This is a genomic window from Mesorhizobium sp. IMUNJ 23033, from assembly GCF_044778005.1.
In the GTDB taxonomy this organism is placed as follows: Bacteria; Pseudomonadota; Alphaproteobacteria; order Rhizobiales; family Rhizobiaceae; genus Mesorhizobium; species Mesorhizobium amorphae_A.
In genome coordinates this window covers 1-19,272 of the sequence record NZ_JBJACT010000050.1, presented here as the reverse complement: position 1 = coordinate 19,272, position 19,272 = coordinate 1, and the positions used below count along the sequence as shown (strand labels likewise).

Annotated in this window: 18 protein-coding genes and 3 pseudogenes; 18 read left to right on the top strand and 3 right to left on the bottom strand. The window is 59.1% G+C overall.

Annotated features, from left to right (window positions below; translation table 11 throughout):
• The 12 genes and pseudogenes from ACFX5Q_RS32800 to ACFX5Q_RS32745 form a co-directional block, all read left to right on the top strand.
• Positions 1–2,076: a dipeptide ABC transporter ATP-binding protein gene (locus ACFX5Q_RS32800; RefSeq protein WP_404284450.1), complete on the top strand. Its 2,076-nt coding sequence runs from the start codon at positions 1–3 to the stop codon at positions 2,074–2,076.
• Between the two features lie 42 nt (positions 2,077–2,118).
• Positions 2,119–3,477, top strand: coding sequence for an alkaline phosphatase family protein (locus tag ACFX5Q_RS32795; RefSeq protein ID WP_404284448.1), 1,359 nt, complete (start codon positions 2,119–2,121; stop codon positions 3,475–3,477).
• 39 nt (positions 3,478–3,516) lie between these two features.
• Positions 3,517–4,218 (top strand): phosphonate metabolism transcriptional regulator PhnF, encoded by a 702-nt coding sequence (gene phnF / locus ACFX5Q_RS32790; protein ID WP_404284446.1) that lies wholly within the window; start codon positions 3,517–3,519, stop codon positions 4,216–4,218.
• 208 nt (positions 4,219–4,426) lie between these two features.
• Positions 4,427–4,882: a phosphonate C-P lyase system protein PhnG gene (phnG, locus tag ACFX5Q_RS32785; protein WP_404284445.1), complete on the top strand. Its 456-nt coding sequence runs from the start codon at positions 4,427–4,429 to the stop codon at positions 4,880–4,882.
• On the top strand, positions 4,879–5,481 hold the full coding sequence (gene phnH, locus ACFX5Q_RS32780; protein ID WP_404284443.1) for a phosphonate C-P lyase system protein PhnH: 603 nt from the start codon (positions 4,879–4,881) through the stop codon (positions 5,479–5,481). Before phnG ends, phnH begins: the two co-directional genes overlap by 4 nt.
• Positions 5,482–6,588 carry a carbon-phosphorus lyase complex subunit PhnI gene (locus ACFX5Q_RS32775; RefSeq protein ID WP_404284441.1) on the top strand — a complete coding sequence of 369 codons (1,107 nt, stop codon included), beginning with the start codon at positions 5,482–5,484 and terminating at the stop codon, positions 6,586–6,588. It begins immediately after the preceding gene.
• Positions 6,585–7,529: an alpha-D-ribose 1-methylphosphonate 5-phosphate C-P-lyase PhnJ gene (locus tag ACFX5Q_RS32770; RefSeq protein ID WP_404284439.1), complete on the top strand. Its 945-nt coding sequence runs from the start codon at positions 6,585–6,587 to the stop codon at positions 7,527–7,529. The genes ACFX5Q_RS32775 and ACFX5Q_RS32770 overlap by 4 nt, the downstream gene beginning before the upstream one ends.
• Complete coding sequence (phnK, locus tag ACFX5Q_RS32765) at positions 7,526–8,326, top strand: phosphonate C-P lyase system protein PhnK (RefSeq protein ID WP_404284437.1); 801 nt, start codon at positions 7,526–7,528, stop codon at positions 8,324–8,326. Before ACFX5Q_RS32770 ends, phnK begins: the two co-directional genes overlap by 4 nt.
• Positions 8,327–9,532: an alpha-D-ribose 1-methylphosphonate 5-triphosphate diphosphatase gene (locus tag ACFX5Q_RS32760; protein WP_404284435.1), complete on the top strand. Its 1,206-nt coding sequence runs from the start codon at positions 8,327–8,329 to the stop codon at positions 9,530–9,532.
• A gap of 46 nt (positions 9,533–9,578) precedes the next feature.
• The gene (gene phnL / locus ACFX5Q_RS32755) at positions 9,579–10,328 is read left to right on the top strand and encodes a phosphonate C-P lyase system protein PhnL (protein WP_404284433.1); all 750 of its coding nucleotides are present in this window, start codon (positions 9,579–9,581) and stop codon (positions 10,326–10,328) included.
• 60 nt (positions 10,329–10,388) lie between these two features.
• Positions 10,389–10,999: pseudogene (locus ACFX5Q_RS32750) on the top strand (DUF1045 domain-containing protein).
• 354 nt (positions 11,000–11,353) lie between these two features.
• Positions 11,354–11,591 (top strand): annotated as a pseudogene (locus ACFX5Q_RS32745) (transposase domain-containing protein); the annotation flags it as partial.
• On the opposite strand, the gene ACFX5Q_RS32740 reads toward ACFX5Q_RS32745, so the two are convergent.
• A complete protein-coding gene (locus tag ACFX5Q_RS32740; protein WP_404284468.1) occupies positions 11,572–11,784 on the bottom strand; it encodes a DUF6429 family protein in 213 nt (70 codons plus the stop codon). The pseudogene ACFX5Q_RS32745 and the gene ACFX5Q_RS32740 overlap by 20 nt on opposite strands.
• Before the next feature lie 532 nt (positions 11,785–12,316).
• On the opposite strand from ACFX5Q_RS32740, the gene ACFX5Q_RS32735 reads away from it, so the two are divergent.
• The 4 genes from ACFX5Q_RS32735 (at position 12,317) to phnF (ACFX5Q_RS32720) (ending at position 14,438) form a co-directional block, all read left to right on the top strand.
• Positions 12,317–12,514, top strand: coding sequence for a hypothetical protein (locus tag ACFX5Q_RS32735; protein ID WP_404284431.1), 198 nt, complete (start codon positions 12,317–12,319; stop codon positions 12,512–12,514).
• Between the two features lie 152 nt (positions 12,515–12,666).
• Positions 12,667–13,443, top strand: coding sequence for a class I SAM-dependent DNA methyltransferase (locus ACFX5Q_RS32730; RefSeq protein ID WP_404284429.1), 777 nt, complete (start codon positions 12,667–12,669; stop codon positions 13,441–13,443).
• A gap of 50 nt (positions 13,444–13,493) precedes the next feature.
• Positions 13,494–13,673, top strand: a complete 180-nt coding sequence (locus ACFX5Q_RS32725) for a hypothetical protein (protein ID WP_404284427.1) — start codon at positions 13,494–13,496, stop codon at positions 13,671–13,673.
• An 18-nt stretch (positions 13,674–13,691) separates the two neighbouring features.
• A complete protein-coding gene (gene phnF, locus ACFX5Q_RS32720) occupies positions 13,692–14,438 on the top strand; it encodes a phosphonate metabolism transcriptional regulator PhnF (RefSeq protein WP_404284425.1) in 747 nt (248 codons plus the stop codon).
• Positions 14,439–14,935: 497 nt separating this feature from the next.
• On the opposite strand, the gene ACFX5Q_RS32715 is transcribed toward phnF (ACFX5Q_RS32720), so the two are convergent.
• Together ACFX5Q_RS32715 and ACFX5Q_RS32710 are read right to left on the bottom strand one after the other, a co-directional pair.
• A complete protein-coding gene (locus ACFX5Q_RS32715; RefSeq protein ID WP_404284423.1) occupies positions 14,936–15,418 on the bottom strand; it encodes a GNAT family N-acetyltransferase in 483 nt (160 codons plus the stop codon).
• 166 nt (positions 15,419–15,584) lie between these two features.
• The gene (locus ACFX5Q_RS32710) at positions 15,585–15,998 is read right to left on the bottom strand and encodes a hypothetical protein (protein ID WP_404284421.1); all 414 of its coding nucleotides are present in this window, start codon (positions 15,996–15,998) and stop codon (positions 15,585–15,587) included.
• 194 nt (positions 15,999–16,192) lie between these two features.
• Here ACFX5Q_RS32710 and istA point away from each other — a divergent pair.
• Both istA and ACFX5Q_RS32700 read left to right on the top strand, forming a co-directional pair.
• Positions 16,193–17,192: pseudogene (istA, locus tag ACFX5Q_RS32705) on the top strand (IS21 family transposase); the annotation flags it as partial.
• Positions 17,193–18,162: 970 nt separating this feature from the next.
• Complete coding sequence (locus ACFX5Q_RS32700; protein ID WP_404284419.1) at positions 18,163–19,092, top strand: TauD/TfdA dioxygenase family protein; 930 nt, start codon at positions 18,163–18,165, stop codon at positions 19,090–19,092.
• Positions 19,093–19,272: the final 180 nt, after the last annotated feature.

Genomic DNA, 19,272 nt, shown 5'->3' with positions numbered 1-19,272 from the left:
TTGACCATCACTGCAATCCGGGTCGAGAACCTGACTGTCACCGCGGCCGCCGGCCGCGTCTCACGCGAGATACTGAGCGAGGTCACGTTCGAGATCAGACGGGGCGAGGTTCTCGGTATCGTGGGGGAATCGGGGAGCGGCAAGAGCACCTTGCTATTGGCCATGCTTGGCCATCTGAAGCGCGGCCTGCATGCGACGGCTGGCACGATCCTCTACGACCGGCAAGACCTCCTACGACTGCCCGCCCCTACCCTCCGGCAGCTACGCGCCTCCCGGCTCGCATTGGTGCCGCAGGGTGCGAGTCTTTCGCTAACGCCGAACCGTCGGGTCGGCCAGCTGCTCAAGGAGGTGATAGACCTTCAGGCCGGGCGCGGCCTGCAAGTTGGTCGAGGCCGTGCGCTGGAGCTGCTGCGCCAGGTCCGCCTTCCCGATGGTGCGACAATGCTGCGTCGCTATCCCCATGAGCTCTCGGGAGGTCAGCAGCAGCGTGTCTGTATTGCCCTCGCGTTAGCTGCCGAACCGGATGTCCTGCTTCTGGACGAGCCGACGACCGGCCTGGATGCCACCACCCAAGGTCATCTGTTGGGACTTCTCGCCGAGCTGAGGCGATCCGCCGGGCTGACCATGGTGGTCGTCAGTCACGATATCGGCGCGATTGCCCGTCTCGCCCAACGTGTGGTGGTGCTCTACGGGGGCCAGATCGTGGAGGAAGGGCCCGTGGACCGACTGCTGACCAGGCCGGCACACCCCTATACACGCGCCCTTCTGGCTTCGATTCCCCGTCTGGATGGGGCAGGCATTCCTCCGGCTCCAGCTGAGGCGATGCCCCTGGCGGGGATGCAAGGCTGCGGCTTCGCGCCGCGCTGCGGGCGCGTTGAAACAATCTGCAATACGACACGGCCCGGCTTGCAGGTCCTGCCGGCGGGGGCTGGGCATGCGAAGTGCCATTTCGCGCTGGAAAGCGCGCCGCAGCCGATGCCCGCCATTGCTCTCCGTTCAAGCGCCGCTGCTCCAACCGTCAGCCCGCTGCTCCGTGTCGAAGGCCTCAGCGTTATCTATGGCAGCTCCGGCAGATTGGCACGCCGTCTCGGCCTGTCGCCGCTTCCCGCTACCGCGCTGCGGGACGTCAGCTTTGAACTCTCTGCCGGCGAGACCCTCGGGCTGGCGGGGGAATCCGGGTCCGGCAAATCGACGCTTTTAAAAGTGATCGCGGGCCTGGTCCGCCCCAGCGGCGGGGGTGCTGCACTTGCGGCCGGCGACGGAGGCGCGCTCGTGCGGCTCGCGGGAGAGGCCGAGTTTCGAAGTCTGGAAACCCGTCGACGCATGCAACTCGTGTTTCAGAATCCCGACGCATCGCTGAATCCCCGGCAGACTGTAGCGGAGATCATCGCAGCGCCGTTGCGCCTCTATTTCGGGGTGACGGGAGCGCGCGCCCGCCGCCGGGCCGCCGATCTTATGCGGCAAGTGAGACTTCCGCTGCGCTATCTGGATCGTCTGCCCGGACAGCTTTCGGGGGGCGAGAAGCAGCGTGTTGCCTTGGCGCGAGCGCTCGCAGCCGAGCCTGATGTATTGCTTTGCGACGAGGTCACCTCGGCGCTCGACGTGTCGGTGCAAGCCGCTGTGCTGGAGCTTCTTGCCGACATAAAGCGTGAGCGGCGCCTGGCTTTGGTCTTCGTGTCCCACGATCTGGCAGTGGTCCGGGCGATTGCCGACAAGGTGCTCGTGCTTTATCGCGGCCAAAGCTGCGAGACGGGAACGACCAATCTCTTCTACGGCCCGCCATTCCACCCCTATACGCATGCTCTTCTCGACGCGGCCCGCAACCTTGCGCCTCAGCCGGCACCGGGAGGCGTCTCAGCGGGCACCGAAGTGCCGCCGTCAGCCGAGGGCTGCGCGTTCTACGACGCTTGTCATAGGAGGATCGCGGACCTTTGCGGGACCGTTCGCCCGCCATTGCAGGGGCATCCCGCGCATCACGCGCTCTGGTGCCACCGGCCGATGGCGGAATTGCTGGCGACAGCTGGTCGGCCGGCGCAGGGCGAGAAGAAGTCACTCCTGCAGGCGTCCCCCGTCTGACTGATGAGCGCCGGCGCAGGGAAACGAGGATCGAACTCAGGCATGCCAGCGATCATGATGGCCACTTGCTCGCCCGGAGTGTTCGGCGCCGGTGCGAGATCATCGGCAGGTACGGCCAGCCCTCAGATCGCATGCACCAAACGTCAACCGCTCGATTTGAAGGGCAATTCTGAAATGACACGTCGCAAACTTCTTTTGATTATGATCGACGGCTTAAGTGCAGACTATTTCGAGAAATACCACAGTCGCCTTCCAGCCATGTCGTCGTTGGCAGAGGAAGGATATTTGGTTCGGCGGCTACAGTCTGCCGTGCCGGGTACCTCGATGCCGGGCCGTGCTTCGATCCTTACAGGGACCGGAGCCGAGGTACACGGGGTGTTTGGCAACCGGATCTTGAGTGACGGGATATTCGTCGCCGCCGAGGCCGAACACGTCCTTGTCTCGACCATTGCAACCCTAGCCTCTCGAGCCGGCTACGATGTGGCGTGCATCGGCCACGCGCTGATTAACCCGGAAGATACGTCTGTCTACATTCCGCCGTGCTGGCTGCGTGGCCCCGGCTTCACGAAGATCCCCGCCGATGGAACCATCCCGCCATTGCTGAAGGTGAAAGATCCGCGGGGTCGGCTGGTGACTTTCCCGCTACCCTCTTACATGCCTGAGTCCAAGGAGCCTAACGAAGTGTCACGCCTTACGGGGATGCTGATTGGTGACCAGCTCACCGTCGCTGTGGCAGCAAGCCTGATCGGCTCGGAGGAGCCGCCTGATGTTGTCGTGACGGAGATCAACGTCCCAGATGCATTCCAGCACGACTTCGGTTATGAGAGCGAGGAGGCCCATTTCGCGATTGCATTCGCCGATTCTCTCGTCGGTCTTTGCCTTGACAGTTTGCGCAGAGCTGGGAGGCGCGACGAGTACACGATCGCGATCGTCAGCGATCATGGGCACGGCAACATCAAAACATCAATCTTGCCAGATCTGATTATTCCCGGACGGGTTTGGCAATCCGAAGGTGCAACACTTCATGTCCTGGTCGAGAACGATATAGATCGCCAGGAGGTGACTGAGCGGTTGGCCCGATTTGGCGCTGAACCCTGGACCGATTCCCATTTGCCCACTCGGATTCGTGAACGCATCGCCACGTTCGTGGCGCCTGCAGGACATGATTTTGAGGAGACACCGGCCCATCATCCAGCAGGCCAACCGCTCGGCCAGCCCAAATATAGGTCCACTCATGGGTTCCGTCCGGGCGCACCTGCGGACGATCGCGTCTGTATAATGTCCGGACCGGGCATCCCAAATGCGGTCGTAGACAAGGCTGAGCCGACGCGCTTTGCTCCGACGCTTGCACGCGTGCTTGGACTGCCACTTGACACTTTTCCTGATCGCCCGCTGTTTTGATAATGGGTTATTCGGCGAGTCGGCAAGGAACGTTGATCAATGAAGCGTTGGGAAGTGGTTCGCTCCTCTCTCCTCAGTGATATCGGTGCGGGTGCGTTCGAGAAGGGGCGCCTCCCCGGCGATCTCGTCTTGGCAGAGCGGTTTGGCGTCAATCGCCACACCGTTCGAAACGCGATCAAGGCGCTTGAATCCGAAGGTGCTCTTCGAGTTCAACACGGTGTCGGCACTTTCGTTGCGGAAGATTTCGTTTCCCACAAATTGGACACCGACCCAAGATTTACCTACAAACTTCTTGGCCAGAACAAATCGGTTAAGCGCGAGATTCTGTCGGTCGCCCAGGTCTCGGCTGGGCCCGAGATTGCCAAACATCTTAAGATCGCCCCGTCTGCGCTGGTCACCGAAGTCAAATCGATCTCATTCATCAACGACTGGCCTCTGGCGACTGGAGCGGCTTATCATCCTGCCGATAGGGTTCCAGGTCTCGCGGCTGCCTTTGAGGGATCAAACTCCTTTACCGCAGCCCTGAAACGCTGCGGGATAGCTAAATACAAGCGCAAGTGGACCCGTATAACGGCGCGCCGGCCGACGCAGCAGGAAACTCAGTTGCTGCGCATATCGTCGTCAAGCCCCGTTTTCTATGAGACCAATGTCGACGTCACTCCGGACGGCGCACCGATAAAATACGCGTTCGGCGTGATCCGAAGCGACAGGTACGAATACCTTATCGAAGCCGACAGCTGAGACGCTACGGTCGTTTCGGCTTGTCGGTCTTCGCAGCAAGCGAAGCGTTTTTTGCTGGTTTCACCGGGCAAGCTCAACAGCCTGTCATCAAACTGTCGCAACCGCTATCTATTAAACCATCAAGATACCTAGACATCTATGTAGCTCTCAGCCGAAGTCGTGGCGAACGGCGCGGCGTGAGGTCGATTACCAGAGCGGTGACCACAAAGTGCGAAATGATGTTGAAAGAAGGCAGCGATGGATGGCGGTCCTCGCGCGTGCAAGCTGCCGGGAGCTTGAACAGGCGTATCTGGATTTGCTGAATGCGCCGGCTTACGTTTTGCTGCGACCACCGGAGAGCGGCCTCGTCCTTTTGCAAGGACGGGCGGGTGAGACCGGGCCCTCCTTCAATGTCGGAGAGGCCACGATGACGCGCTGCGCGCTGAAGCTTCTCGATGGCACGACCGGATTTGCATTCGTTCTGGGTCGCGATCAGCGACAGGCGGAACTCGCGGCACTGTTCGACGCGCTTTTGCAACGAGGCGATGAGACAGCGTCGGCGACATTGAAAGTCATCTCCAAATTCGAACGCGCGCAATCCATGCGCCGTGATCTCAAGAGTCGCAAGGCAGCCTCGACGAAGGTCGATTTCTTCGCAATGACTCAAGCCAGAGAACCCAAATGATGAGCGCTATGGATACGGCGGGGATTGAACCCGGCTTCGCGGATCCGGTCTTCGATAGCCAGCATACGTTCCGGTGCATCCTGGAAGCCTATGGATACGTCGGACGCCCTCAGATCCTATCGCGCGCACATACCCGGATCGGCCCTCTCGATCCCGCAACCGTCGCAGTTTGTCTGACATTGACCGACCTGGAAACGCCGATCTGGCTCGATCCGGCGTCAGGTTCGAAGGCGGTTCGCGATTTCCTCGCGTTCCACTGCGGCGTGCCGGTTACCAGCGCGGAAACATCTTCGTTCGCCGTTGTTTGCGATCCCATGAGCATGCCCCGCCTGGAGCAGTTCGCGCTCGGCACCGACATCGAGCCTCAAACCTCGACAACAGTTGTCATTCAGCTCCCCGCTTTTGACGGCGGTCCGTCACTGCGGCTGCGCGGCCCCGGCATCCCAGGGGACATCGCGCTGGCGGTCGCAGGTCTTCCTTCCTGGTTCTGGGAAGACTGGCAGGCCAACCACGAGCTCTATCCGATCGGGGTGGATGTTCTCTTCACCGCCGGGAGCTCGGTGATCGCCCTTCCCCGCAGTATTTCAGTGGAGTTTTAGATGGCTTATGTTGCCGTAAAGGGGGGCGAGCAGGCAATCCTGAACTCGCACCGCCTGATCGCGGAAGATCGCCGCGGAGAGGCTTCGGTTCCCGAACTGACAGTCCGCCAGATTTCCGAGCAAATGGGCCTGGCTGTCGACCGGGTGATGTGCGAGGGGTCCGTCTATGACCGGGAACTTGCAGCTCTGGCGCTGAAGCAGGCGCAAGGGGATGCCGTCGAAGCGATTTTCCTCCTGCGCGCCTATCGCACGACCATGCCGCGCTTTGCTGTCTCCAATCCGCTGGACACGGCTCAAATGGTCATTCAGCGGCGCATTTCGGCGACGCTCAAGGACATTCCCGGTGGCCAGGTGCTTGGTTCGACCTACGAGTACACTCACCGGCTCCTTGACTTCGACCTTCTCGATCCGGCGCCTCCCCAAGACACAAAGGCCAATGTCGCGGACAGGCCGCTTGAATCCGCCGCCGGTCGCGCCTTCGACAGCTTTTCTGACGAAGGACTGATCGAAGTCGAAATGGCGTCGGCTGAACAGCAGGCCGTTTTCGATCTGACGCGAGAGCCTCTGAGCCTTCCGGCGGGGCGCGATCAGCGCCTGCAGAATCTCGCCCGCGGCGATGAAGGCTTCGTGGTCGGCTTGGCCTATTCCGCGCTGCGGGGATATGGCGCTGCCCATCCCTACGTTGGCGAAACGCGCGTTGGAGACGTTGCCGTCGAGATCATTCCGGAGGAACTTGGCTTTGCGGTTTCCATCGGAGACATCACCGTAACAGAGTGCCAGATGCTGGACCTGTTTGGCGGCTCGGAAGATCGACCTGCCCAATTTACGCGGGGTTATGGTCTCTCCTTTGGAAAGAGCGAGCGCAAAGCCATGGGGATGGCGGTCGTCGATCGATCCCTGCGCTGCCGCGAACTGGGTGAGGAAGCGCGCTATGCGGTTCAGGATGAAGAGTTCGTGCTGGCCCACACCGACAATCTCGAAGCGGCCGGATTTGTCTCGCATCTCACCCTGCCGCACTACGTCGACTTCCAGGCCGACCTGCAATTCCTACGGCAGTTGCGGGAAGAGCAGAGTGGCGACCGTCTAGACAAGGAGGCAGCGGAATGACCGCCAATCAACAGGGTGCCGCCCGCAACGGCGGCCGCTCATCCTATAATTTTGCTTATCTCGATGAGCAGTCCAAGCGAATGATCCGCCGATGCATCCTGAAGGCGATGGCAGTTCCTGGTCTTCAGGTCCCATTCGGCAGTCGCGAGATGCCGCTGGCCTACGGCTGGGGAACTGGTGGGATACAGCTGACGGCCAGCGTCATCGGACCGGATGATCGGTTGAAGGTTATCGACCAGGGCGCCGACGATGCGACGAACGCCGTGTCCATTCGCCGCTTCTTCAAGCGGGTTGCCGGCATCGAAACGACGGAACATACGAGTGCGGCCACCATCATCCAAACCCGACACCGTGTGCCCGAAACCCCTCTCAATGAGGGACAGATCGTCGTGTATCAGGTGCCGTCGCCGGAACCATTGCAGCGGCTGGAGCCGCGGGAAGCCGAGACGCGCAAGATGCACGCCTACGGGGAATACGGTCTGATGAACGTCCAGCTCTACGAAGACATCTCCCGTTTCGGCCATATCGCCACAACCACCAGCTATCCGGTCATGACGAATGGGCGTTACCTGATGTCGCCTACGCCGATCCCCAAGTTTGACAACCCGAAGCTAGATAACAATCCAGCCATCCAGCTGTTCGGGGCCGGTCGCGAAAAGCGCATCTACGCTGTCCCGCCCTACACACAGGTTCGCAGTCTCGATTTCGATGACCATCCATTCAAGGTACAGCGATGGACGCAGTGTTGCTCGCTTTGCGGAGCGACCGAAAGCTACCTCGACGAGATTTTGATGGACGACAAAGGACAGCGCATGTTCGTCTGCTCCGACACGGACTACTGCGCGACGCGAAGGGAAAACGGGCAGACCGGACCGGATGAGCGGACCTCTCACTCGCAAGCGTACGCATCGACGGAAGCTGCAAAAGAGCCGAACTCATGAACGCGGCTTCAACGCAAATACGGTCGGCCCGCCGCCAGCCGCTCCTCTCGGTCAGGCAGCTTACAAAAGCCTATGGCAGCACGTTGGGCTGCGAGGATATCTCCTTCAATCTGTTTCCGGGTGAGATCATCGCGATCGTCGGGGAATCGGGGTCGGGCAAGTCCACTCTGCTCAACTGCCTCTCAGGGGGGCTGGTTCCAGACAAGGGCGCTGTCGTTTACGACATGCAGCACAAAGGGCCGACGGATGTCCTGACACTTAAGGAGCCAGAACGCCGAAGGCTGATGCGGACGGACTGGGGCCTTGTCCATCAAAATCCGCGAGATGGTCTCCGGATGGCGGTGAGTGCTGGCGGCAACATCGGCGAGCGGCCGATGGGCCTCGGTGCGAGGCACTATGGCGACATCCGAAAAGAGGCTCAGGAATGGCTTGCCAAGGTTGAGATCGATCTTTCCCGCACCGATCATCATCCGAAGACATTTTCCGGCGGCATGCAGCAACGTCTGCAGATCTCCCGAATCCTCGTGACCAAGCCGCGCCTCGTCTTCATGGACGAACCTACCGGCGGTCTGGACGTATCAGTCCAAGCCCGGTTGCTCGACCTCCTGCGGGGTCTGGTCATGAACATTGGCGTCGCAGTCGTTCTGGTGACGCACGATCTGTCCGTCGCCCGCCTTTTGGCCCATCGGATCATCGTCATGCGGCGAGGCAATATCGTGGAGACAGGTCTTACCGACCAGGTCCTGGATGACCCACACCACCCCTATACGCAACTTCTCGTTTCCTCGGTGCTCTAGATGTTACTCGAAATCAATGCCCCTTCGCGCAGCAAACCTGCAAAGCGCGCAGTGAAAGAATTGACGCTGACAGGCGCCAGACTGGTTCTGCCTGACGAAACCTTTGAGGGAACTGTCCACATCAAGGGCGGTCTGATTAGCGATGTTTCCGCCGGTCGGAGCTCCCTGCAGGCAGCGGTCGATCTTGAAGGCGGTTTTTTGTTGCCAGGGCTGGTCGATCTTCATACGGACAATGTGGAAAAGCATGCGTTGCCTAGGGCCGGAGTGATCTGGGATCCGCTTTCCGCAGTGGCGACGCACGATGCAGTGGTCATATCAGCCGGCATTACCACGGTCTTCGATTCCTTATCCTTAGGCTCGATGACGCGTGACAACACAAGCAGGAGCGATAGGGCCCGCATCGTGCCTCTTATCGTGGAGGCTGTTGGGACGGCTCAAGATCTTGGCCTGCTACGCGCTGATCATTTCCTCCATTTGCGGTGCGAAATAACAGACGAAGACGTGGTCTCGGCGTTCAAATCGCATGCCGAAAATCCGCTGGTCAAGCTCGTATCTGTCATGGACCACGCGCCCGGTCATCGCCAGTCGCCGCAAGTGGACCGCTTCCGGGCGATGCAGATCAGGGACTACGGCTGGTCGGAGGAAGACGCTGACCGTCGCGTCGCGGAATGGGTCGAAGCGTCCCGGACGATTGGGCCTCGGAACCAAGAGACGATCATTGCTCGTGCTCGTGCGCGGCAATTGCCGATCGCAAGCCACGACGACGAGACGCCCGAGCATGTTCGGGAAGCCAGCGTCGCCGGCGTCACGATCTCCGAGTTTCCAACGACCCGGACTGCTGCAGAAACCGCCCATTCTCTCGGTGTACGCGTGTTGATGGGTGCCCCGAACGTCGTTCGTGGGCTCTCTCACTCGGGAAATGTAAGCGCCCGAGAACTGGCGATGACTGGTCACCTCGATATTCTTGCTTCTGATTATGTCCCGGCAAGCATGTTGCATGGAGCCCTCCGTCTAACGAGGGAACCCATCGGCTTGAGCCTTCCCAGCGCCATTGCGACGATAAGCTTGAACCCGGCTTTGGCGACGAACCTTTCCGATCGAGGCGCCATCAAGATCGGGGCAAGAGCCGATCTTTGCCATTTTATTGAAATCGGCGACGTGCCGCTCGTTCGCGGTGTGTGGAAGGAAGGCGCCCGGGTGTTCTAGCGCCGGCAGGACTTCTTCTTCCCTTCGGTTTTCAGAGGACATCTCGATGGAACAAGCACTTCAGCATCCCGCGCTTCGCGCCGTCGGTCTCACGAAGACCTTCACGCTCCACACGCAGGGCGGGATCGTCCTGCCGGTCTTCGACAACATCGAACTGACAATAAAGGCCGGGAAATGCGTCTGCCTGCACGGGCCGTCCGGCGCCGGCAAGTCGACGCTGTTGCGTTCGCTCTATGCCAACTACAAGCCGGATGCCGGGCAGATCCTGGTCGAGCATCTCGGCCAGACGGTCGATCTGTTGACCGCCGAGCCCTGGGAGGTTGTCGAGATCCGCCGCAGCACCATCGGCTATGTCAGCCAGTTCCTGCGGGTCATTCCACGTATCAGCGCCCTCGACGTCGTCGCCGAACCGGCGATCGCCAACGGCATGCCGGCAGATGAGGCCAAGGCACGTGCCAAGACGCTACTCACGCGGCTGCGCATTCCCGAACGCCTCTGGTCGGTGGCGCCTGCCACCTTCTCCGGCGGCGAGCAGCAGCGGGTCAACATCGCCCGCAGCTTCATCGTCGACTATCCGGTGTTGCTGCTCGACGAGCCGACGGCCTCGCTCGACGCCGCCAACCGGCAGACCGTCGTCGAGTTGATCAACGAGGCCAAGGCGCGCGGGGCTGCCATCGTCGGCATTTTCCACGACGAGGAAGTGCGCGAGGCCGTTGCCGACCAGCTGTTCGAGGTCGGCAGGCGGTCGGCCCGCAAGACCAGGCTCAGTGCCATAGCGGCGGAGACGGTCGCCTGATGCCCGAAGCGTCCTTGCCCCGTTAAGCGATCTACTGCACTCCGGCGCCGGGAACATCCGGTGACAGTAACGGCCAGAGCATGGCTCGGACGGCAGTTCGGCGGCGGCTTGGCCACGGGTGCTGCCGGGCACGCCGCCGCTGCTGCAGGCTCGGTTCACCGCACCCTGACCATCGAGCCGCGCCGCTATGGCTTCCATGCGACGCTGAAAGCGCCGTTCCGGTTGAAGGAAGGCACCCCGGTCGAGGAACTGGAGCGGGCGCTGAGCAGCTTTGTGGCGGCCTGGCCTCCCTATCCAATCGATCTCCTGAAGATCGATTCGCTGATTCCGTTTCCAAACCCCGCGAGGCTCTGCCTCGCACATCATCGAGACTTCGATTGCTTTCGGGCACCGATGAATCAGGCCGAGCTTCAGCGGTGGCTTCAAAGCCCACTCGACGAAACCGAGACCACCTATCTCGCACGCCGGGGCTACCCTTCGTCTTCGACCGATTCCGCTTTCACATGACGCTCACCGATCGCGTTCCCGTCGACGACCGGCCTGCCATGAGGAAGGATCTGGATGAAACCTTCGCGTCGTTGCTTGCCGAAGACAACAGCGTTGATGCCCTGTTCCTCTTCGTTCAGGAACATCCCGGCGCGGGTTTGTGGTGCGCTCGCAGTTCGTGCTGAGGCCCCGCAGTGTCCTCGGGGTGCAAATTCCGAGGGATGTCGCTCCCCGATTCCGAAATGATGCCGCCCCTGTCCATCCGTCGAAGTCTGCCTGAAATCGCGCTCAGTAAGCAGTCTATGAAGCTCTACCAGCCCGATCACCCAACGCGCGGTTCGCCTATCTCCATGTCGGCGTAAAACGCCCGATCCAGCATCGACCCTGCAACGTGAATGATCTCGCCCGGCCTAGTCTCTACCCGAATGATCGAACCGTCAGCCCGATCCTTCCGACCTTCATGCCGAAATCGGCCACCGTAATATGGATGCCAGCGACAGTGAAACTCTACCATCTGCCCGATGACATGGCAGAATGACCGTGCGATGGCTTTGGGGCGCCAGAACTGAACATTCGCAGGCTCCGAGCGCGACGCTGACCGTGCCGCCGTCATGCACCCTCATTTCATCACCAGCGCACGTCTGAACGACATCGACCCCAAGGCCTGGCTCGCCGTGTGCTGGCCCACGTCGCCTACACTTCGTCACCCGCCTGCACGAATTGCTGCTGCGGGAGTGGAGAGCACAAAAAACGGCCGCTATTGCTGCTGCCGCGTAAACAGCTTCCGGAATAGCTCCTCCGACCGCAGGAGACCTTCATTCGTCAGGATCGACGACTTTGATTTGCTCACCGGGTCGCTGATCAAACCTTTCCCATGCAAGCAATGCGTGGTCGCCCAGTCGAAACCTTTCCACGCACAGCATTCGTTATGCGGCGTCAGCCACAGCAGCGCCAGGACGGCATCGTCGATGCCAGGACGGCATCGTCGATCTTGTCCTCATCGATATCCATGCGAGGATCTTTCAACGCGCGACGGTTAAAATCCCGCAGCCTTCGTCGGATGCGTACGTCTGAAGAGCACTCTCCGATACCTTATGTCGTGTTTGTCGGGTCAGCGACACAGGCTTTGGGCCAATTCCTGATTTCCGCTGACTAACTTAACTTGCTGAAAAGCGGCCACAAAATGCTCGTTCCGGGTCGAGCAGCCAACTTGGCACGAATCTGGCTGTCTAGGGCGAGGCGGCGGGAGCTGCCGACCGGCATTGATGCCGCGGGGCACCGTGATTGATGGACGAAAGATGGAAAAACATGTCAGGTCTGGGACAGATTGCATTCTCCGGCAAGTGGAGCCGGCAAGTCAGTAACCTCGCCGCGCTGTCAGGCAGAAGATCTTCATCATCGGCTGTGGCAAAAAAGCCGACTCCACTCGCTTGATATTGAACCCGAACGTGCAAGATAAGGAGCGGCATCTCGCAGCAAAGTAAGCTCAGTCTAAGACCTTAATGAAGGTCGTTCTCAAGGTCGGCTATCCTATCGTTGCTGTCCTGATTCTCTTCGAGTTATCTGCTGCTGTGCAACAGCATTCGACGAAAGACATCGAAATCCTTCGCCGAAAAATCGAGCGAGATCTTGCAACGCGGACTTTCCGCTACGCTAAGAGCGCCGTCGTTGTTCCAGATGATAGACCATATCTCGGATGAAGAGGCTCGCGAGAACAGCCTATATCCGGCAAACATGTGCCAGTTGCTCCGAGAGCGAAAGCAATGTGATCTATAGCATCACGAAAACAACTATGTGCAACTCTGGTCGGCAAGCCCCGAAAGGCCTGTAGACGAGTAACTGAGGAAACGGCATGAATGGTCCTATGGAAGTGACGGACGCGTATACCGCCTATGGTGAAATCTGGAGCGATGTCTATGATGAATATATGGAAGCGGTTAGTGGGTCCGTCCAGAACCCGTGTGTAGTCAGTTTTCTCGCGCCTTTGGCAAAAGACGGAACCGCACTCGAATTGGGCGTCGGAAACGGCCACATCGCCTTGCCCCTTTCGGAAACAGGCGCTTCGGTCCACGGTCTCGATAACTCGGAAAGCATGCTTGCCTCGCTTCGCGCAAAGGACGCTGGCGGTTCGGTCACGACACACCTTGGCGACATGACAGAGTTCGACCTAGGTACACAGTATGACCTCGTCTACTGCGTTAATAATACCTTCTCACTTATGGCGACCCTCGACCAGCAAATCAGTTGCTTTGACTCGGTTGCCAAGTCACTAAAGCCAGACGGGCTATTCGTGGTGCACCTGTATTACCCGTATACTGCTGATTTTTCAGGATCAGGCGTCTATGGAGACCAAAGAACCACAGTTATACACGTCGACGAGCAGAGAATGATGGTACGGTTTGCCAGACATGACCGCAATAATCAGCTTTTTATTTCTCAAGATCTTTGGATCACACCGGCCGGAAACCGGACGATGCCGCTTAAAATGCGATATGTTTATCCCACTGAGTTGGACTTGCTCGCAAAGATTAGCGGACTTGAGCTTCTCCAACGTTATGAAGACTGGAAGCGGGGCCCGTTCGACAATGCATCTGGGCAATACATTTCGGTGCTCCGAAAAAAACCATGAGAATTGCGTGTCGCGACCGAAGGCGCCGGGCCTCGGAGTCATCCCGGCAAATGTCCCTTCCGGATGTCCGCAAGTACACAAAAAAAGCGGCGCCCAATGCCCATCGGCACATCGGTCCAACTGTCTCCGAGCATTACGCGATGACCAGGATGCTCGCGGAAACAGTCAACCGCTGGCTCTCGGCGGGCGTATGCTTTGTCGTTCGGGAGAAGGTTGTTGACGCCAATTGACAAGGAAAGTTGTGGTCGATGAAGCGTTGGGAAGTAGTTCGCTCTGCTATCCTTAGTGATATCGATGCTGGCGCGTTCGAGGATGGGCGCTTGCCTGGCGATCTCGTTTTGGCAAAACGGTTTGGAGTTAATCGCCACACGGTGCGCAATGCGATCAAGGCCCTGGAATCTGAAGGCGCTTTGCGGGTTCAGCACGGTGTCGGAACCTTTGTTGCGGATGATTTCGTTGCACGAAGCTTGAAGAACGACCTCAGGTTCACTTACAAACTCCTCGGCCACAACAAGTCCGTGAGGCGGGAGATACTGTCGATCAACGAAACTTCCGTCGAAACCGACGTCGCAAAGCGGTTGAATATCGCCCCGCGATCGTTGGCTACTGAGGTCAGATGGGTCTCTTTCGTCAACGACTGGCCTTTGGCAACCGGATCCAGCTACTTCCCAGTCGACCGAGTTCCGGGCTTTGCAGTTGCGTTCGCAGCAGTAAACTCTTTCCCTGCCGCCCTGAAGCGCTGCGGCATTCCCGAATACAGGCGGAAATGGACACGGATAACGGCACGAAGACCCACTCAGCAGGAAGCTCAGCGCCTGCGGATTTCCTCGTCCAGCCCGGTGCTATTCGAAGCCAATGTCGATGTAACCCCGGACGGCGCGCCGATCAAAGATGCATTCAGCGTCATACGAAGCGACAGATACGAATATCTGATCGAAGCCAACGATTATCCGAACATTAATTCATTCGGCGGGCCATCTCCGGCAGCGGGCTAAGGCCGCGTAAGCCGGTGACAGACCAAAGTTTTGAATAGCCGTCTTGACCTGCTGGGCGGAATATTTGGGCTCATGGATTTTGCTGCCTTTGAATCGAACTTGAACCCTGGCGGTTCCTTCCGCCAGCGGCTTGACGAGTGACAGTTGTCGATGGAGAGGCGGCGCAGCATCTCGTATTAACGTGCACAGCGTCGTGCGGATCGAAGAACTCGCTGCTGCGGAATTTCTGATCGCGAACCTTCTCGGGGGCTGGATTTGAAAGGTGCCTCGGTTCGATACTGTCGAACTGCTTCGGGGAAACTTCGTGACTGCCGGCCTCACGATCGACTAACCCGGCGACTACACGATCGCTTACATTTTTCGTGATATTTCCCGGCAGGACACGCCGGCCGTGGTCGCGGAATTCGACGTGACGGTCAAATAGATCGCCACAGTCATCCGACAGGGCATTTTACCCAGAACCTCTAATCTGTAGCCATGTCAATCGGCGATGATGATCATCTTGGGTCTTCTACGAGTTGATTCAAAGCCTCGGCAGGCATGATCCATCGCTGCCACTTAGGATCCTCCGTTCCGCCGAGGCCGCGGTAAAATGACTGCGCCATCATATTTTCGTTCATCACGAACCAGTAGAAACACTCGCGCCCTGTCGCACGGGCATGCAGGGCCACTTCTCGCATAAGGTTATGGCCGACGCGCTGACCTCGGTACTCGGGATCAACATAGAGCCATTTCAGCATCAGAAGCGGTTGCGATGTATGTACGAACTCGATTTCATAGTGGACCGCCATGCCGGCCAGTGACTTTGGGCCTGCGTCTGCGACGTAAGCGCCAAACTCTGGTCGCTTGCCAAATCCCCTACGGAGCAGTTCAGCTTCGTCTAGGCTGAAGGTTTGATCATGCTCAGAGCTCAGGGCAGCATGGAAGCTGACAGTTGCACGCATCAGCCGAAGCAACTCCGGTAAGTCGCTCACGTTCATCGGCCGTATTGTGATCGCTCTGGTCGTTCGGGGAGAGGACCTTGCAGATTTTCCCATGAAATGCACCTTGGTAGCTTATGGACGGAAGAGAGCAAGTTCCATGCCGAACCTTGCTCGGGACCTTAAGGTAAACCGGTGCAAATAAATGTGCTCCCTTGCTTGCTCATTATCTCCCGCATTGCAAGCTCCGGATGAACGACGTTCGACGGATGGTAGCCACCGGCGTGCCGGCCAACTCCGTCCCACCTGTCCTCGATCGGTTCGACGACGTCTCCGAGAACAGCACGGGCTTTGGCGCCAGCGCCGCCAGATGCGCCTGCCAGGTGTTGTCGCCAAATGCCTTGTGCGGCGCGCTCGCCAGCCGCTCAAGCACCGTTGCACTCAGATTGCGACCGCGCATGTAGGCAAAGGCCTCTTCGTTGATGATGTAATCGCTGTGCCCGGCACGCAGCGTCGCCAGGAACGCCTCACGTGACTTGGATCGCCCGGTGCGGAACGCGGTGGAGCGATATCGCCGATCAGGGTGGTGCAGCCGTCCCGGTTGGCGTGGCGTGCCCCGGTGTCGTCGAGCGTGATCCATCGCGCAGTCGCCAGCCCGGCCCAGCACGGTCCTCGACGGCTGTCATCGGCCATGAATATTCCTCGATTGTGTGTGGGCATCGAAAATTGCCTAGTTGGCGCTGCTGCCGCCAGTTCCGGGACGCGTCCCGGAACTAGCGGCTTCGCTCCGGCGTCGATGGTCCGTTCCGGTCTTTGCGGGCCGAGAGGGCGCTGGTGGTCCAACTTGGAGAACTTCTGATGATATCGGATTTACACCGTCAGGGCCTGTCCGTGACCGCGATCGCCCGGCGAACGGGCCGCGATCCCAAGACAGTCCGCAAATACATAGAGCGCGGGCTCGAACTCCCCGCCTATGGCCCGCGACAGGCGGGGCGGCCAAACAAGATCGCGCCCTTTGTCGACTATCTTCGCGAACGGGTCTCAGCCTTTCCCGATCTGAGCGCCGTGCGCCTGACGCGCGAGGTTCGTGAGCGCGGCTATGACGCCGCATAACCGCCGTGAAGCGCTTCGTGGCCGCGATCCGACCGCAGGAGCAGGTGCGTCCCTTCGAGGTGCGGTTCGAGACCCCGGCCGGATATCAAGCACAGGTCGACTTCGCGCGCTTCGTCACCGAGTTCACCGACGCGCCGGGCGTGATGCGCATTGGCTGGCTGTTCTCGCTTGTGCTTGGCCACTCGCGCTTCATCTTCGCCCGCTACGTCATGCATCAGGACCTGCAGACGCTGCTGCGCTGTCGCATGCAGGCTTTCGACACCCTTGGAGGAGTGCCGATCGAGATCCTCTACGACAGGATGAAGACGGCGGTTACCAGCGAAGATAATGAAGGCCACATCATCTACAATCGCTCGCTGCTGGCGCTGGCCAAGCACTTTGGATTCCAGCCCAGAGCCTGCCAGCCGTATCGTGCCAAAACCCAGGGCAAAGTCGAGCGACCATTCCGCTATATCCGCGAGGACTTCTTCCTGGCCCGCAGCTTCCGCAATCTCGACGACCTGAACGAACAATTGCAAGATTGGCTCGACACCGTCGCCAATGCTCGCCTGCACGGCACCACGCAACGCATCGTCAGTGAAGCCTTCGCGGCGGAGCAGCCGGAACTTCAACCTCTCCCGGCGTTCCCTTCGACGCGCTTCTCAAGCTGGAGCGTCGCGTCAGCCATGATGGTCTCGTCTCGATCGTCGGCAACCACTATAGCGTTCCCGATCGCACCCGGCCTTGTCGAGGCTCACCAGCTTGCCGACTGCGAAGAAGAGCCTCAGAGGACATTCCGCCTGCCATTCGATTAATAATTTGAAACTGCAGCAGAAGCCCGTGCCGAATACCGAACACGACTCTGTCGTCTAGTCGACAAGTCCGTCAGTGCGTGTCAGGTGTCCATCCCTTTTCCTTGAATGGCCCACACAACCCAGCTGCGATCAAGCAGACCTGCACAATTTGGTCGTGGACGAGTAGCTCAGCCAGCCGGCGTTTGGCCTAAAGTAACTTGCGTGAACCACAGGCCTCAGAGTCGCGAAATGAACGGGTCACGACCCGCAGTTCTGCAGTTTTGGAAGGTGGAGGGATCTCGCCAATCAACGAGACCGCGAGCGCTTCAAGGTCATATTCACGCGCTATCTGCCGGCTCACCGACAATATCCATCCGGCAGGTCGTTCCAGACTTTGGCAATACCTCCTATGTCATCTGCAGGGGACACCGTCATGACAGCACCGCGTCGCTGTGAACCTGTTTTACCCCCAGAATTTTGCAAACTGGCACAGTGCTTGCTGAGGATAGCTCAACAATTGGAGGCATGCCCTTGAAAATCAGCGCCCTCATTCGCGATCTGTTCGAACCCAAGCGCTTCGCGCCAGGGCTTACAAAAGACGATATCTCCTACGCCATCGCAACGAAGCGACGTAGGCCGTCTGCGATATGCCAGGATGCCCTTTCGATCCGCCGTTGATGGCCCTTTATGATCACTGTTCAGCGAGTTAATGCGAAATTGAAGCCGTCGAACGGACCGATACATCGATGAGAGTCGTCAGGATTCAGGCGGAGGTACACACGGATATAGTGTTGTAGTAACCATGAACGTCACCGAAATGGTCTTCCTTCCGATCCGCAAATCCGGCTTTTACCGGTTTGTGTCGTGCAGTTGAATAACTTTGTCCGTTGAACAACCGTAGCCTTGGAGAATACTACTATGAGTGAAGCATCCTTGATCGATACTGTTATTCCGCGTGCTGACATCGTTAAACGCGCAGCGCGTATCGGCGCTGAAATCAGGAATATCAGGCTGTCAGGCGACCTGCCGGACCAAACGATTGCAGCGATCAACAGAGTACTGCTTGAGCAAAAGGTCATCTTCTTTCGCGACCAAGGTCATCTCGACGACGCCGAGCAGGAGCGCTTTGCTCTTCGTTTCGGACAGCTTGTGCCGCATCCGATACTCGGTGCCGTCGAGGGAACGGTTTCTATCACCGAGTTTGATTCCACCCGCGTTGGCCGCCGAGCTGATATGTGGCACACTGATTGGACCTTCGTTGACGCCTATCCCAAGATCGCCATGCTGCGTGGCGTAGTGATACCACCGTCCGGCGGCGATACCATCTGGTCAAACACCGCGGCCGCTTATCTTGACCTGCCGCCGCCGGTGCAACGACTGGCCGATGAGCTCTGGGCCGTTCACACCAACGCCTTCGACTACACCGTGATGGCCCGAGCGAGCGAGACCGACCGGAAGCATTTTGACGACGTCTATACCAGGACGATCTATGAGACCGAGCATCCCGTGGTGCGGGTCCATCCCGAAACCGGCGAGCGCACACTAGTACTCGGCGATGTGGTACAGCATTTTGTTGGTATCCCGAAATATGACGGCCAGCAGCTGTTCGCGCTGTTCCAGTCTCATATCACCGCACCCGAAAACACAGTGCGCTGGAGCTGGAAAGAGGGAGATGTCGCGATCTGGGACAACCGTGCCACACAACATTATCCGGTTACTGATTACGGCGAACAGCACCGCATCGTTCGCCGCGCCACCATCGCTGGTGAGGTGCCCGTTAGCGTCGACGGCCGCCGCAGCGTAAAGCGGATCAAGACAGCCAAGCCGCCACCCGCAACCGTCGCCTAGCGAGTGCACAATTTAACTGAGAGTCCTCTCTGATTGGGGTCGTTTAGGTCAAGCCACTCCTGCACTTTTTTCTGGACCGTCCCGTAGGTCACTCGCTTCTCTTCGCGATCGGCGCTCTGGCCGCCGCATGATGGGGTCAGGAGAGCGAGGCGTCTCAATCTGTTTCACGACCTTGCCGAG

Coding starts and splice junctions, on each gene's coding strand:
- ACFX5Q_RS32715 (WP_404284423.1), bottom strand. CDS start 15,418: ATGAACGTGAGCGACTTACCGGAGTTGCTTCGGCTGATGCGTGCAACT.
- ACFX5Q_RS32770 (WP_404284439.1), top strand. CDS start 6,585: ATGACCGCCAATCAACAGGGTGCCGCCCGCAACGGCGGCCGCTCATCC.
- ACFX5Q_RS32775 (WP_404284441.1), top strand. CDS start 5,482: ATGGCTTATGTTGCCGTAAAGGGGGGCGAGCAGGCAATCCTGAACTCG.
- phnL (WP_404284433.1), top strand. CDS start 9,579: ATGGAACAAGCACTTCAGCATCCCGCGCTTCGCGCCGTCGGTCTCACG.
- ACFX5Q_RS32700 (WP_404284419.1), top strand. CDS start 18,163: ATGAGTGAAGCATCCTTGATCGATACTGTTATTCCGCGTGCTGACATC.
- phnH (WP_404284443.1), top strand. CDS start 4,879: ATGATGAGCGCTATGGATACGGCGGGGATTGAACCCGGCTTCGCGGAT.
- ACFX5Q_RS32725 (WP_404284427.1), top strand. CDS start 13,494: ATGTCCCTTCCGGATGTCCGCAAGTACACAAAAAAAGCGGCGCCCAAT.
- phnK (WP_404284437.1), top strand. CDS start 7,526: ATGAACGCGGCTTCAACGCAAATACGGTCGGCCCGCCGCCAGCCGCTC.
- ACFX5Q_RS32760 (WP_404284435.1), top strand. CDS start 8,327: ATGTTACTCGAAATCAATGCCCCTTCGCGCAGCAAACCTGCAAAGCGC.
- ACFX5Q_RS32730 (WP_404284429.1), top strand. CDS start 12,667: ATGAATGGTCCTATGGAAGTGACGGACGCGTATACCGCCTATGGTGAA.
- ACFX5Q_RS32710 (WP_404284421.1), bottom strand. CDS start 15,998: ATGGATCACGCTCGACGACACCGGGGCACGCCACGCCAACCGGGACGG.
- ACFX5Q_RS32795 (WP_404284448.1), top strand. CDS start 2,119: ATGCCAGCGATCATGATGGCCACTTGCTCGCCCGGAGTGTTCGGCGCC.
- ACFX5Q_RS32735 (WP_404284431.1), top strand. CDS start 12,317: ATGAAGGTCGTTCTCAAGGTCGGCTATCCTATCGTTGCTGTCCTGATT.
- phnF (WP_404284446.1), top strand. CDS start 3,517: ATGAAGCGTTGGGAAGTGGTTCGCTCCTCTCTCCTCAGTGATATCGGT.
- phnF (WP_404284425.1), top strand. CDS start 13,692: ATGAAGCGTTGGGAAGTAGTTCGCTCTGCTATCCTTAGTGATATCGAT.